14 protein-coding genes are annotated in these 13,091 nt (G+C 72.2%); 7 read left to right on the top strand and 7 right to left on the bottom strand.

Annotated features, from left to right (window positions below; translation table 11 throughout):
- Positions 1-91: 91 nt before the first annotated feature.
- Together AB0G17_RS20265 and AB0G17_RS20270 are read right to left on the bottom strand one after the other, a co-directional pair.
- On the bottom strand, positions 92-1,198 hold the full coding sequence (locus AB0G17_RS20265) for an acyl-CoA dehydrogenase family protein (RefSeq protein ID WP_361384254.1): 1,107 nt from the start codon (positions 1,196-1,198) through the stop codon (positions 92-94).
- Positions 1,195-2,343, bottom strand: a complete 1,149-nt coding sequence (locus AB0G17_RS20270; protein ID WP_361384257.1) for an acyl-CoA dehydrogenase family protein — start codon at positions 2,341-2,343, stop codon at positions 1,195-1,197. The genes AB0G17_RS20265 and AB0G17_RS20270 overlap by 4 nt, the downstream gene beginning before the upstream one ends.
- 77 nt (positions 2,344-2,420) lie before the next feature.
- Between AB0G17_RS20270 and AB0G17_RS20275 the strand changes: the two genes are divergently transcribed.
- From AB0G17_RS20275 to AB0G17_RS20295, 5 genes are all read left to right on the top strand, one after another.
- The gene (locus AB0G17_RS20275) at positions 2,421-3,209 is read left to right on the top strand and encodes an SDR family oxidoreductase (RefSeq protein ID WP_361384260.1); all 789 of its coding nucleotides are present in this window, start codon (positions 2,421-2,423) and stop codon (positions 3,207-3,209) included.
- Positions 3,210-3,224: 15 nt separating this feature from the next.
- Positions 3,225-3,839, top strand: a complete 615-nt coding sequence (locus AB0G17_RS20280) for a TetR/AcrR family transcriptional regulator (protein ID WP_361384263.1) — start codon at positions 3,225-3,227, stop codon at positions 3,837-3,839.
- Positions 3,840-3,867: 28 nt separating this feature from the next.
- Entirely contained in the window at positions 3,868-5,025 is a 1,158-nt protein-coding gene (locus AB0G17_RS20285; RefSeq protein WP_361384266.1) for an acetyl-CoA C-acetyltransferase, read from the top strand.
- A gap of 201 nt (positions 5,026-5,226) precedes the next feature.
- Complete coding sequence (locus AB0G17_RS20290; RefSeq protein ID WP_030794464.1) at positions 5,227-5,430, top strand: cold-shock protein; 204 nt, start codon at positions 5,227-5,229, stop codon at positions 5,428-5,430.
- Positions 5,431-5,525: 95 nt separating this feature from the next.
- Positions 5,526-7,067 carry a DEAD/DEAH box helicase gene (locus AB0G17_RS20295; protein WP_361384270.1) on the top strand — a complete coding sequence of 514 codons (1,542 nt, stop codon included), beginning with the start codon at positions 5,526-5,528 and terminating at the stop codon, positions 7,065-7,067.
- A 692-nt stretch (positions 7,068-7,759) separates the two neighbouring features.
- Here the strand turns inward: AB0G17_RS20295 and AB0G17_RS20300 are convergent.
- The gene (locus AB0G17_RS20300) at positions 7,760-7,918 is read right to left on the bottom strand and encodes a hypothetical protein (RefSeq protein ID WP_361384273.1); all 159 of its coding nucleotides are present in this window, start codon (positions 7,916-7,918) and stop codon (positions 7,760-7,762) included.
- Positions 7,919-8,242: 324 nt separating this feature from the next.
- On the opposite strand from AB0G17_RS20300, the gene AB0G17_RS20305 reads away from it, so the two are divergent.
- Both AB0G17_RS20305 and AB0G17_RS20310 read left to right on the top strand, forming a co-directional pair.
- A complete protein-coding gene (locus AB0G17_RS20305) occupies positions 8,243-8,704 on the top strand; it encodes a hypothetical protein (protein ID WP_361384276.1) in 462 nt (153 codons plus the stop codon).
- Between the two features lie 49 nt (positions 8,705-8,753).
- Positions 8,754-8,936 (top strand): hypothetical protein, encoded by a 183-nt coding sequence (locus tag AB0G17_RS20310; RefSeq protein ID WP_361384279.1) that lies wholly within the window; start codon positions 8,754-8,756, stop codon positions 8,934-8,936.
- 675 nt (positions 8,937-9,611) lie between these two features.
- Here AB0G17_RS20310 and AB0G17_RS20315 read toward each other — a convergent pair.
- From AB0G17_RS20315 to AB0G17_RS20330, 4 genes are read right to left on the bottom strand one after another with little or no spacing between them, the layout of a single operon-like run.
- Complete coding sequence (locus tag AB0G17_RS20315; protein WP_361384282.1) at positions 9,612-10,694, bottom strand: nitronate monooxygenase; 1,083 nt, start codon at positions 10,692-10,694, stop codon at positions 9,612-9,614.
- Positions 10,694-11,431 carry a CoA-transferase gene (locus tag AB0G17_RS20320; protein WP_361384285.1) on the bottom strand — a complete coding sequence of 246 codons (738 nt, stop codon included), beginning with the start codon at positions 11,429-11,431 and terminating at the stop codon, positions 10,694-10,696. Before AB0G17_RS20320 ends, AB0G17_RS20315 begins: the two co-directional genes overlap by 1 nt.
- Positions 11,428-12,276 carry a CoA-transferase gene (locus tag AB0G17_RS20325; RefSeq protein WP_361384288.1) on the bottom strand — a complete coding sequence of 283 codons (849 nt, stop codon included), beginning with the start codon at positions 12,274-12,276 and terminating at the stop codon, positions 11,428-11,430. The genes AB0G17_RS20320 and AB0G17_RS20325 overlap by 4 nt, the downstream gene beginning before the upstream one ends.
- Positions 12,273-13,037, bottom strand: a complete 765-nt coding sequence (locus tag AB0G17_RS20330; RefSeq protein WP_361384291.1) for an enoyl-CoA hydratase family protein — start codon at positions 13,035-13,037, stop codon at positions 12,273-12,275. Before AB0G17_RS20330 ends, AB0G17_RS20325 begins: the two co-directional genes overlap by 4 nt.
- Positions 13,038-13,091: the final 54 nt, after the last annotated feature.

The raw sequence follows: 13,091 nt of genomic DNA on the forward strand, positions 1-13,091 counted from the left end.
ACCAAGCCCGGCCCTTCAAATGGACCAAGACCGCCGACCAGATCCTCGACCGCATCTGCCGCTACTGCGACAGGATCTCCAAACCAGGTCACTAGGGATACGCCGCCAGCACCTCGGCCCGGCACGCGGCCGGGGTGCCCCAGGCGTCCCGCAGGGGCCGGGCCTTGCGCAGCCAGAGCGAGAGGTCCAGCTCCTCGGTGTATCCGACCGCCCCGTGGAGCTGGAGCGCGGCCCGGGCCGCCGTGTACGCGGCCTCGCCCGCCGCCGCCTTCGCCGCCGCGAGGTCGCCCGGGGCGAGGGTGAGCGCAGCCCCGTACACCAGCGGGCGCGCGAACTCCACCGCGAGCAGCGTGTCCGCGAGCCGGTGCTTGACCGCCTGGAACGAGCCGATCGGCACCCCGAACTGGGTGCGCTGCTTGACGTACGCCACGGTCCGCCGCAACAGCTCCTCGGCCACCCCGACCGCCTGCGCCGCCGCCGCGAGCCGCGCCCAGCGCACCGCGCACCCGACCGCCTCGGCCAACAGGGGCCCGGAGGAGAGGAGTTCGCCTCCGGGGTCGGGGCGGCCCAGCCGCCGCGCGGGGTCGAGGGAGGCGTGGAGAGGGCCGTGGCCGGGGGCGAGCCGGAGGTGGGGGCCGACGGAGCCGGGGCCCACGGCACCGGGCTCTCCGGCCTTAGCCGTGGCGGCACCGACCTCTCCGGCCTCTGCCGTGGCGGCACCGGACCCTCCGGCCCCGCTCGCCCCCGCCCCCGCCCCCGTCACCACCAGCACCGTGTCCGCCCCATCCGGATCCAGGACGTACCCCCCGCCCTCCGGCACGCTCAGCGTGATCACCGTCTCGCCCGTGAGCAGGCCCGGCAGCAGGCGTTTGGCCGGGGCGGGGTCGCCGCCGTCCGCCAAGTGGCACAGCAGGGCCGTCGCCGCCGCCGTCTCCACCAGCGGGCCCGGCACCGCGTGGCGGCCCAACTCCCGGTAGGAAAGGGCCATTTCCACCGGGAGGCGGCCCAGGCCGCCGTGCTTCTCCGGCGCCGCGAGCGCGAACACTCCCGCCCCGGCGAGCCGCTCCCACAGCGCCCGGCCGGGCCCGTGGTCCCCGGCCGACCAGGACCGTACGGCCGACGGGGTGTCCGAGGCGGTCAGCAGCGCGTCCAGGGAACGGGTGAAGTCGCGCTGCTCGGCGGTCGGCAGAAACCTCATCGGAGGCGGCCCTTCGGTAGGCCGAGCAGGCGCTCGGCGACGATGTCGCGCTGGATCTCGTTCGTACCGGCGTACACGGGCCCGGCGAGCGCGAAGACGTACCCCTGAGCCCATCCGCCGGGCCCGTCCGCCAACTCGCCCTCCTCGCCGAGCAGTTCCAGCGCCGTCTCGTGCAGCGCGATGTCGTACTCCGACCAGAACAGCTTGTTCAGGCTCGACTCCGCGCCCATCTCCCCGCCCGCCGCGAAGCGCGACGCGCCCGCGTACGTGAACAGCCGATAGGCCCGCGCCCCGATCACCGCGTCCGCCACCCGGTCGCGCGCCCCGCGCTCCTCGCCGCGCTCGCGCCACAGCCGTACGAGCCGGTCGGCGGCGGCCAGGAAGCGGCCGGGGGAGCGCAGGGTCAGCCCGCGCTCGTTGCCGGTCGTCGACATCGCGATGCGCCAGCCCTGCCCGGGCTCCCCGATGACGTCCTCGTCGGGGACGAACACCTCGTCGAGGAACAGCTCCGCGAACGCCGGTTTGCCGTCGAGGCGGCCGATCGGGCGGACGGTCACCCCGGGCGCCCGCAGGTCGAACATCAGATAGGTGAGGCCCTGGTGCGGCCGGGGCGCCCCCGGGTCCGTACGGAAGATGCCGAAGGCGCGGTCGGCGAAGGCGGCCCGCGAGGACCACGTCTTCTGGCCCGAGAGGAGCCAGCCCCCGTCCGTGCGCACGGCCCGGGACCGCAGCGACGCCAGGTCGGACCCGGCCTCCGGCTCCGACCAGGCCTGCGCCCACACCACCGCCCCGCTCGCCATGTCCGGCAGCACCCGGGCGCGCTGCTCCTCCGTACCGTGGTCGAAGAGCGTCGGCGCGAGCAGGCTGACGCCGTTCTGGGAGACCCGGCCGGGCGCGCCCGCCGCCCAGTACTCCTCCTCGAAGGCCAGCCACCCGAAGATGTCGGCGCCCCGGCCCCCGAACCGCTCGGGCCAGGAGACGGCCGACCACCGCCCGGCGTGCAGCTCGGCCTCCCACGCCCGGTGCGCGGCGAAACCCTCCGCGGTCTCCAGGGAGGGCAGCGGAGCGGGCGGCACATGGGCCGCGAGCCACGCCCGCGCCTCGGCGCGGAAGGCGTCCTCGTCGGCCGTGTGGTCCAAGTCCATTGCGGGGCCCGCCCCTTCGCGACCGTTCCCTGACCAAGCCGTTCCCTAACAAGTGTTTGGTAGGTTAGCCTGCGGACGTGACCGACAACAAGGTTCCGTACGTGCCCGGGCACGGCCTCCTCGACGGCCGCACCGCCGTCGTCACCGCCGCCGCCGGAGCCGGGATCGGCGGCGCGACCGCCCGCAGGTTCCTGGAGGAGGGCGCGCGGGTGCTGGTCAGCGACGCGCACACGCGCAGGCTCAAGGAGACCGAGGAGGCCCTGGCGGCCGAGTTCGGCGCTGCCGCCGTGGCCGCGCTGCCCTGTGACGTCACCGACGACTCACAGGTGCGCGCGCTGTTCGACCGGGCGGTGCGGCTCCACGGCCGCCTCGACGTCGTCGTCAACAACGCGGGCCTCGGCGGCACGGCCGAGCTCGCCGACATGAGCGACGAGCAGTGGGACCGGGTCCTCGACGTCACCCTCAACGGCACCTTCCGCTGCACCAGAGCGGCCTTGCGCGCCTACCGCGCCGCCGGGCACGGGGGCGTGATCGTCAACAACGCGTCCGTCGTCGGCTGGCGCGCCCAGGCCGGGCAGGCCCACTACGCCGCCGCCAAGGCGGGCGTCATGGCGCTCACCCGGTGCGCGGCGATCGAGGCGGCCGCCCACGGGGTGCGGGTCAACGCGGTCTCGCCCTCCCTCGCCATGCACCCCCACCTCGCCAAGGTCACCTCCGCCGCTCTCCTCGACGAGCTGACCGGGCGGGAGGCCTTCGGGCGGTACGCCGAGCCGTGGGAGGTCGCCAACGTCATCGTCTTCCTGGCCAGCGACTACTCCTCGTACATGACCGGGGAAGTCGTGGCCGTCAGCAGCCAGCACGCGTAGAGCCAGAATGGGCGCGTGCCAGCGAACAAGAAGAAGCCCCAGGTGACCGCCTCGCCCGAGCGGCGGCGCGAACTCCTCGCCACCGCGGCCGAGGTGTTCGCCGCGCAGGGGTACAACGCCACCACCGTCCGCAAGATCGCCGACGCCGCCGGGATGCTCGCCGGCAGTCTCTACTACCACTTCGATTCCAAGGAGTCGATGCTCGACGAGATCCTCTCGGCCTTCCTGGACGAGCTCTGGGAGGGGTACGACGGCGTGCTCGCCGCCGGACTCGGACCCCGGGAGACCATCGAGGCCCTCGTCACCGAGTCCTTCCGGGAGATCGACCGGCACCGCGCCGCCGTGGCGATCTACCAGAAGGAGTCCCGCCACCTGGCCGCGCAGCCCCGCTTCCAGTACCTCTCCGACTCGCAGCGGAAGTTCGAGAAGGCCTGGCTCGGGACGCTGGAGCGCGGGGTGGCGGCGAAGGCGTTCCGGGCGGACCTGGACGTCCGGCTCACCTACCGGTTCGTCCGCGACACGGTGTGGGTGGCCGCGTCCTGGTACCGGCCCGGCGGACAGCACAGCCCGGAGGAGATCGCCCGCCAGTACCTGTCGATGGTGCTGGACGGTATCGCCGTACGCGAGTAATTCGCCGGTACGACAAGGGAGATGGGGAATGGCCGAGGCATTCATAGTCGAAGCGGTGCGCACTCCGGTGGGGCGGCGCGGGGGCGGGCTCGCGGGCGTCCACCCGGCGGACCTGGGGGCGCATGTGCTCGGCGCGCTCGTCGAGCGCTGCGGGATCGACCCGGCCGCCGTGGAGGACGTCGTCTTCGGCTGCCTCGACGCGGTCGGGCCGCAGGCCGGGGACATCGCGCGGACGGCGTGGCTGGCGGCCGGGCTGCCGCAGGAGGTGCCGGGCGTCACCGTCGACCGCCAGTGCGGCTCGTCCCAGCAGGCCGTGCACTTCGCCGCGCAGGCCGTGCTCTCCGGCACCCAGGACCTGGTGGTCGCGGGCGGCACCCAGAACATGTCGATGATCCCGATCGCCTTCGCCTCCCGGCAGGCGGCCGAGCCGCTCGGCCTCACCGAGGGCCCGTTCGCCGGCTCGGCGGGCTGGCGGGCGCGGTACGGGGACCAGCCGGTCAACCAGTTCCACGGCGCCGAGCTCATCGCGCGCAAGTGGGGGATCAGCCGCGAGGACCAGGAGGAGTTCGCGCTCCGCTCGCACCGCCGCGCGATCCGGGCCCTCGACGAGGGCCGTTTCGTCCGCGAGACCGTGCCGTACGGAGAGGTGCGCGTGGACGAGGGCCCGCGCCGCGACACCGGCGCGGAGAAGATGGCGGCCCTGAAACCCGTCGTCGAGGGCGGCACGATCACCGCCGCGTGCTCCTCCCAGGTCTCGGACGGCGCGGCGGCGATGCTCCTGGCGAGCGAGCGGGCCGTACGGGAGCACGGGCTCACCCCGCGCGCCCGGATCCACCACCTCTCGGTACGCGGCGAGGACCCCATCCGGATGCTCTCGGCGCCGATCCCGGCGACGGCGTACGCCCTGAAGAAGACGGGCCTGACGATCGACGCGATCGACCTGGTCGAGATCAACGAGGCGTTCGCGCCGGTGGTGCTCGCCTGGCTGAAGGAGACCGGCGCGGACCCGGCGAGGGTCAACGTCAACGGGGGCGCCATCGCCCTCGGCCACCCTTTGGGGGCCACCGGCGTACGGCTGATGACGACGCTGCTGCACGAGCTGGAGCGCACGGGCGGGCGCTTCGGCCTCCAGACGATGTGCGAGGGCGGCGGCCAGGCGAACGTGACGGTGATCGAACGGCTGTGACCAGCGAGGGAACCCGCTGCGGGGGAGTGGCGCGTGCCACACGGCCGCCCCTTCCCGGCGCGGGGGGATGTGGTAGAGTTTTCCCCGTTGCAGTTTTGGTACCCATAGACTTTATGTGCGCCTGACGGGAATGTTCCTCAGGCGCATTATTGTTTTTCCGGCTTTCTCCGGATGGGGCCCCTACCTATTCAGGAGAATGACATGGCTACTGGCACCGTGAAGTGGTTCAACTCGGAAAAGGGCTTCGGCTTCATCGAGCAGGACGGCGGCGGCCCGGACGTCTTCGCCCACTACTCGAACATCGCGTCCTCCGGCTTCCGTGAGCTCCTCGAGGGCCAGAAGGTCTCCTTCGAGGTCACCCAGGGCCAGAAGGGCCTGCAGGCGGAGAACATCATCCCCGCCTGATCGTCGGCGAATTCCGAGCCGGGGCCCGCACCGCGCAGGTGCGGGTCCCGGCTTGCGTGCTGTCCGTCCACCGGGCCCAGGAAGGCAATTTCCGTATGACGCGTATGACCCCCCGCAAGCGCTCCACCTCCAGCTCCGCCAAGCCCGCCGCGAAGGCCGCGCGCGGCCGGACCGTGCAGCCGCAGGGCGAATTCACGCTGCCGGAAACCGTCACGCCCGCGCTGCCCGCGGTGGCCGGTTTCGCCGACCTCGACATGCCCGCGGCGCTCCTCAAGACGCTGGCCGCGCAGGGCGTGACCGAGCCGTTCCCGATCCAGGCCGCGACCCTGCCGAACTCCCTCGCGGGCCGTGACATCCTCGGCCGCGGCCGCACCGGCTCGGGCAAGACCCTCGCCTTCGGCCTCGCGCTCCTCGCCCGTACGGCCGGCCACCGCGCCGAGCCGAAGGCGCCGCTCGCGCTGGTGCTCGTGCCGACGCGTGAGCTGGCCCAGCAGGTCACCGACGCGCTGACGCCGTACGCCACGGCCGTCAACCTGCGCCTGACCACGATCGTGGGCGGCCTCTCACTCACCAAGCAGGCGAACGCGCTGCGGCGCGGCGCCGAGGTACTCGTGGCCACGCCCGGCCGCCTCAAGGACCTCATAGAGCGCGGCGACTGCGTGCTCGGCCAGGTGCGGACCACCGTCCTCGACGAGGCCGACCAGATGGCCGACATGGGGTTCATGCCGCAGGTCACGGCGCTGCTGAAGCAGGTCGAGCCCGGTGGCCAGCGCATGCTCTTCTCCGCCACCCTGGACAAGAACATCGACCGCCTGGTGAGGATGTTCCTCACGGACCCGGTGGTCCACTCCGTCGACCCGTCGGCGGGCGCGGTCACGACGATGGAGCACCACGTCCTGTACATCCAGGACGAGACGGACAAGAAGGCCGTCACCGCGCGGATCGCCGCGCGCGACGGCCGGGTGATCATGTTCCTGGACACCAAGCGTTCGGTGGACCGGCTGGTCAAGCGACTGCTCGCGAGCGGTGTACGGGCGGCGGGCCTGCACGGCGGCCGCTCCCAGCCGCAGCGCAACCGCACCCTGGAGCAGTTCAAGACCGGTCAGGTCACCGCGCTCGTTGCGACGAACGTGGCGGCGCGCGGCATCCACGTCGACGACCTCGACCTGGTCGTCAACGTCGACCCGCCGACGGACCACAAGGACTACCTCCACCGGGGTGGGCGTACCGCCCGCGCGGGCGAGTCGGGCAGCGTCGTGACGCTGGTCCTGCCCGAGCAGAAGCGCGAGATGAGCCGCCTGATGACGTTCGCGGGGATCCGTCCCCGGACGGCGGCGGTGAAGTCGAGCGACGAGGAGCTGGTACGGGTCACGGGGGCGCGCGAGCCGTCGGGCGTCCCGGTCGTGATCGAGGTCCCGGCCCAGCCGCAGCCGTCCGCGGGTGGCCGCGCCCGGAGCCGGGGGGCGCGCGGGGGCTCCCGCACGTCGTCGGGCCGCGCCCAGTCGCAGGGCGCCCGCACGCAGGGCTCCGCCCAGGGGGGTCGCACGGGTCAGTCCCGCGCCGCCGCTCAGCCCCAGGCCGCCGGGGCGCGCCGTGGCCGCCCGTCTGCGGGCGGCCGCCGCAACGCGCCGGCGTAGCCGGATTGATCCCCCGCCCCTTCCCTGCCGCGACATGTGCGGCTCCGCCGCGTGGCCTGGGCGGGCGGCCGGACACTTCGTCTGCGGCCCGTGCCGGGTTGCTCGCGCCCACGCGGCGGAGCCGCAGATGTCACAGCCCCGCGCCCCTGAGCGCACCCCTTCGGGGCGCCCCGGGGATGCCGCGCAGCGGCATTCAAGGGGCGCGGGGAACTGCGCGACCAGCCACAACGGCCCGCAGACAAACGGGGTCCGGGGGTGAAGCCCCGGGTAACCCGCCCACCCCACTCGGGGCCCGGGGCGGAGCCCCGAAGCGGGGTGCAGGGGCCGCAGGCCCCGCTCGGGGGGCGGGGTCGTAGCCCCCGGGGGAACCGCCTCAGGTCGCTCCCGCCCCCGGAGGGTTCAGGGAAGCCCCATCGAATTGCAGTCAGCGCAGCCGACGTTGAACGGCCTACCTGTCTCAGGGGTGACTGTGAGGGTCACCCCGCGACCGTGCGGACAGAGTCGACGGGGGCGTCTTCCGGGGCGCTTTTCGACCCGAAGGCGCTGCCAGCTCGCCAGTAGCTTGCTGTACCGAGGGTCATCCCACCTGCGGGGCTCTCCGCCTTCTTCGCTCACTGTGGTTCCTTCCTGACGGACCGTAGCCAACTTTAGAGCGGTAACCGCAAGTTGGGGACAGATCTGCCGCCGGTCACTCAGACGGCTTGCGGAGCCGAGCATCCCGACCCGCCGTCGGTGCACTCGCTGTGCATGCAGTCGGCGGACACCAGCACCTCCTCCTGCGTCGCCTTGGCCCACAGGTACAAGTCCGGCACGTACCCGGCACGTTCGATGGCGCACAGCGTCCGGATCACTGTTGCTTCGTCGTGCTGCTTCGTCGCCGGGTTCTCCGGTACGTGGTGAACGAACCTGCCGAGTTCGTCCGTCAGGCGCTTATAGGTACGTGTGTCCTGAATCAGGGCATGCCACCCCTCATCGACGATCCGTGAGGGCCGAAGAGCGAGACCGGGCGTCCTGTTATGGGGGGCGGGGTCTTCGGGGCATGGGGGATCACCTCCAATTGAGAGGACGTGAGGTAGGCAGGGGCCGTGTCCGGTGGTCCAGCCCGCCCAAAGTGCCGCGCCCTGGCGAAGGGGACCGCTATGTTTGATGGCAGTCAGTTGGGGCGAGGGGGTGTGATGGAGGAGAGTCAGGCTCGCTACGCGATCGACGTGTCTCAGACTGCTTCGTTCTCAGCGCCCGAAGCTCCCGGTGAGGCGTGGATGCGGCGGCTGAATATGGACCTATGGGAATTCGCCCGCAGTCTCCACCGCAAAGGCGAAATTGAAGACCTCGTCAACGAGTTCTTGGAGGACCTGGCGGCCGCTTGGCGTGACCGCTTGTTCTCCATCCACGAGTGGGACGCGCGGCCTCTCGGGCCTGCTGCTGACGGTGTCCTCCTGCTGCTCTCACGTCTTCTCGACCTGCTCTCACGTCTCCTCGATCGAGCCGCAGCGAACGACGGACCTGTGTGGACGCCCGTCCCCATCGACACGTCACCACAAGTCACGCCCAGAGGGCCGAACTCTGCCTTCCCCGTGAACATCAACCGGGGCGGGCATCACCGCAGCACGCTGGGGAGCGTCGTACTCGCTGCGTAGACAGCCCGCCGACCCTGCAAGGTCGGAAGGCTCAACCATCGTGATCCACATGCCGGAGAACGCCCCTTGGTGGGCTGTACTGGCCGAGTTCATCATCTTCGGCGGTGTCATGTTCTGGGGCATCACGTGGCCCCAAGACAGCCGGGACCGTCGCGCGCTTCTCGAAGCACGGCGACGTGACCGCGCCGAGCGGCGGAAGGAACGCAACCGGCGCCGCATGCTGGGCCGTTGACCCCGTGGTGTTGGGGTCGCTCAGCGCCGTACGTCATGCGGCGCGAGCGGCCCCGAACTCCGTACTCGTCTTCAGTCCGTGGCACCCGTGGCACCCTGAACGTTGCTGTCTATGTCCTCGCCACCGAGGGACAGCGGCGCACATGGTCCACGTCCACCCCGTCCGCGGGGAAGTCGCCCAAGCACCAGTCACACCACGCGGAGCCCCGTTCCTGCACTCGCCGGCGGAGCCGTGCCGCAGCGTCATAGCGGGCGGCGCGTCGGGGTCCCTGTGCCCGGCGAGTACGGACGCTCGGGCGCCCCTCATACACCCCGTGGTGAGCCTTGCAGCGGCCGCTCGTCCTCGCTGGCAATGCGGGACAGCGGGGGGACTGCACGCGCTGACAACCCCTTTCGGCTCGCCCTGATGGGCGATTTACTCGTGGGCGGTGCAGTCCCCGCACTCGTTGCCTCACGACCCCTGCGACCACCCCGGTAACGCGGGTTGTGTGGTGCACGGGCAACGCTGAACCGAGCGCCGGACACTCAGACCGCCTGATGTCCCCGTAGGGCGGGTGCGCGGTAATGCCGGGCTCGGTAGTAGTGGAGAGCAAAGGTTGCCTACCGGCCGGAGGAGCATGGAATTCCCCGACTGCCTGACCTGCGCAGATACCGCCACGACCCGATCACTCCAGAACTATGACTCTGGAGCATCGGGAAGGGGCGGGGTGGGGGCAAAACCCCCGAGGCGCGACAACGTCGCCTCCGCCTCCCCCATCATCCTCCCCACCAGCTCCCCCACACTCGGCAGATCCCCGATCACCCCGGCCACCTGCCCGGCCGCCATCACCCCCGCCTCCACCCGCCCCTCCACCATCGACGCCCGCAACAGCATCGGCGTATTCGCCGCCAGCAGCACCTGACTCCACGTCAAGTCCTTGCCGTGGCGCAGCGCGCGCCCGTCCGCCACGAGGCGGGCCCACGACGACCCGGACAGCGCGCGGAACGCCGCCGCGTGGCGCACCGCCGAGGCGAGCGAACGTACCCGCCCGGTCCGTTCCAGCGACGCCACCAGATCGGTCCGCAGCAGCCGGTGCGGCAACCCGTCCACCGCCCGCGTCACCGTCACATCGGCCACCCCCGCCGCCAGATACCGCGCCTTCACCGCATCCGGCACCGGAGAGTCCGAGGTGAGCAGGAACCGCGTGCCCATCGCGACCCCCGCCGCCCCGAACGCCAGCGCCGCCACCAGCCCGCGCCCGTCGTGGAAGCCCCCGGCCGCCACCACCGGGATGTCCACCGCGTCCACGACCTGCGGGAGCAGGACCGTCGTCGCCACCTCGCCGGTGTGCCCGCCGCCCTCCCCGCCCTGCACGATCACCGCGTCCGCGCCCCACGCCGCCACCTTCTCGGCGTGCCGCCGCGCCCCGACGGACGGCACGACCACCACTCCCGCGTCCTTGAGCTCCGCGATCAGCTCCCGCGAGGGGGCCAGCGCGAAGGACGCCACCCGTACCTCCTCCTCCACGATGATCCGCACCCGCTCCCGCGCGTCCCCCGCGTCCGCCCGCAGATTCACCCCGAACGGCGCGTCCGTACGCGACTTGACCTCCCGTACCGCCGCGCGCAGCTCATCCGTCGTCATCGTCGCCGAGGCGAGGATGCCCAGCGCCCCGGCCCGGGCCGTGGCCGTCACGAGGCGGGGCCCGGCCACCCACCCCATCCCCGTCTGCACGATCGGGTGCCGCACCCCCACCAGCCGGGTCAGTGCCGTCTCCATCAGCCACGGACCTCCCCGTCGCGCCGCCCCCGCGGGTCCAGCACCTCCCGGATCAGGCGCAGTTCCTCCGCCGTCGGGCCCCGGGTGTACGGGACCTCGTCGGCCACCGCCGGCGCGAAGCCCGTCGCCGCGCGCACCTGCTCCACCGTCACCCCGGGGTGCAGCGACGCCAGCCGCATCGTTCGGTCCGGCGTGGCGAAGTCGAACACGCCGAGGTCGCTGACGACCCGGGGGATGCGGTGGTAGCGCGCCCCGACGGCGGCCGCCCGGTCGTGGCCGACGCCGCACACCATGTCGACCTCGGCCACGAACACCCGGGGGGAGTGGCGCGGGATCCAGTAACTCACCGGGTTGTTGAGGGTGTTGACCGGGGCTCCGCGTACCCCGAGCAGCTGGCGCGTGGGCGCGGCCCAGTCGCCGATGCAGGAGATGTTCTGGTTGCCGAACCGGTCGATCTGGCTCGCCCCCATCATCACGTGCCGCCTGCCCCCGGTGACCATGGTCAGATGGCGGCGGTACGGCAGCCAGCCCTCCGCCGCCCCGTCCGCCCCGACCAGCGTCGCCTCGCCGTCGGTGAGCAGCAGGTCCGGGGCGAAGGTGAGCCGGGCCAGCCGCGCGCCCAGCGACGGGATCAGCCCCATCGGGCTGGCCAGCACCTCCCCGTCGCCGCGCCACGCCTCGGCGCAGGCGATCACGCAGTACTCGGCGCGGCTGATCACCACGGTCGCGTCCGTCATCGGGCCTCCTCGTGCCAGGCCTGGACGGCCGACTGGTAGCTCTTCTCGTCCGGCCCCGCCAGGAACCGGGTGGTGAACTCGTCCCACGGTGTCGTCGCGTACAGCTTCTGGAACGGCTCGTCCCGCCCGTAGTCCGGCACGCACGACGTGAAGTGCGCCCCGTTCGGCGTCTCGACGACGCCCATGACCGAGTGGCGCCCGACGAGCAGGGTCTGCGGCACGGCGTCCGCGAAGCCGCCCGGCTCGACGAGCTGTTCGCAGGAGACGTACGCGCTGTCGGCGGCCTCGCAGAACAGGTCGTCGAAGTACGGGTCGGGGCCCAGGTACTGGGCGTTGCCGAGCCGGTCGGCGCGGTTGAGGTGGACCAGGGCCGCGTCCATGCGCAGCGCGGGCACCGCCACGAACGTTTCCCCGTCCTCGTACGGTGAAGTGACCGTCCGCAGCCCGGGGTTGACCCGCATCACGTCCGAGCCGAGCCCGGCCCGTACCGGCAGGAAGGGCAGCCGATTGGCGGCCGCGTGCAGCCCCCACATGAACATCGCCTCGTCGATCTCCGTCAGCGTGAACGCCCCCGCCTCGCGCGCCGCGCGGAAGTGCGGCTCCAGCGGGATCGAGTCGAGGGTGGCGAAGGGGGCGACCAGCTTGCGGATCCTCCCGGCGGCCGCGAGCAGCCCGACGTCCGGGCCGCCGTACGAGATCACCGTCAGATCCGTCAGCGACGATCGGAGCACCGCCCTGACCAGCGCCATCGGCTTGCGGCGCGAGCCCCAGCCGCCGATGCCGAGGGTCATGCCGCTGTGCAGCCGCGCGACGACGTCCTCGGGTGTCATGGTCTTGTCCGTCATGCCCGCTCCCTCCCCTTTCCCGGTTGCTCGCCGAAGGTGTCCCGGATCCGGTCGGCCACCCCGCTGAGGTTGGCCTCGAAGGTGAAGCCCTGCTCGAAGCGGTAGCTGCGGCGGACGTCGACGGGGTCGATGCCGTTGATGGCGGCCTTGGCCAGCCGGATGAGCGAGCCGTCCTTGCGGGCGATCTCGCGCGCCAACTCCCTTGCGGCGTCGAGGAGTTCGGTACGCGGTACGACCTTCCACACCGATCCGTGGGCCAGCAGCTCCCGGGCCGTGGCCGTCCGCGAGGTGTAGTAGAGCGCGCGCATCAGGTGCTGGGGGACGAGCCGGGCCAGATGGGTGGCGGCGCCGAGCGCGCCTCGGTCCAGCTCGGGCAGCCCGAAGGTGGCGTCCTCGCTCGCGACCACCACATCGGCGTTGCCGACCAGGCCGATCCCGCCTCCCAGACAGTGCCCCTGCACCGCCGCGACCACCGGCACCTCGCATTCGTACACCGCCGCGAAGGCCTCGTAACAGCCCCGGTTGGCGCCGATGAGCGCGCTGTGGCCGGGGTCGCGCCGCATCTCCTTGATGTCGACGCCCGCGTTGAAGCCGCGCCCCTCGGCGGCCAGGACGACGCAGCGGACGCCGGGGTCGCGCCCCGCCGCGCGCACCGCGTCGGCCAGCTCGTACCAGCCATGCACGGGGAGCGCGTTGACGGGCGGGAAGTCGACCGTGACGAGGGAAATCCCCTTCTCGGGGCCGGTGGTGGAGACACCCATGGGCGGATCAGCTACCTTTCCACCAAACATTTGTTAGGTGAGGAAGGTAGCAGC

This window comes from Streptomyces sp. NPDC023838 (assembly GCF_040639555.1).
In the GTDB taxonomy this organism is placed as follows: Bacteria; Actinomycetota; Actinomycetes; order Streptomycetales; family Streptomycetaceae; genus Streptomyces.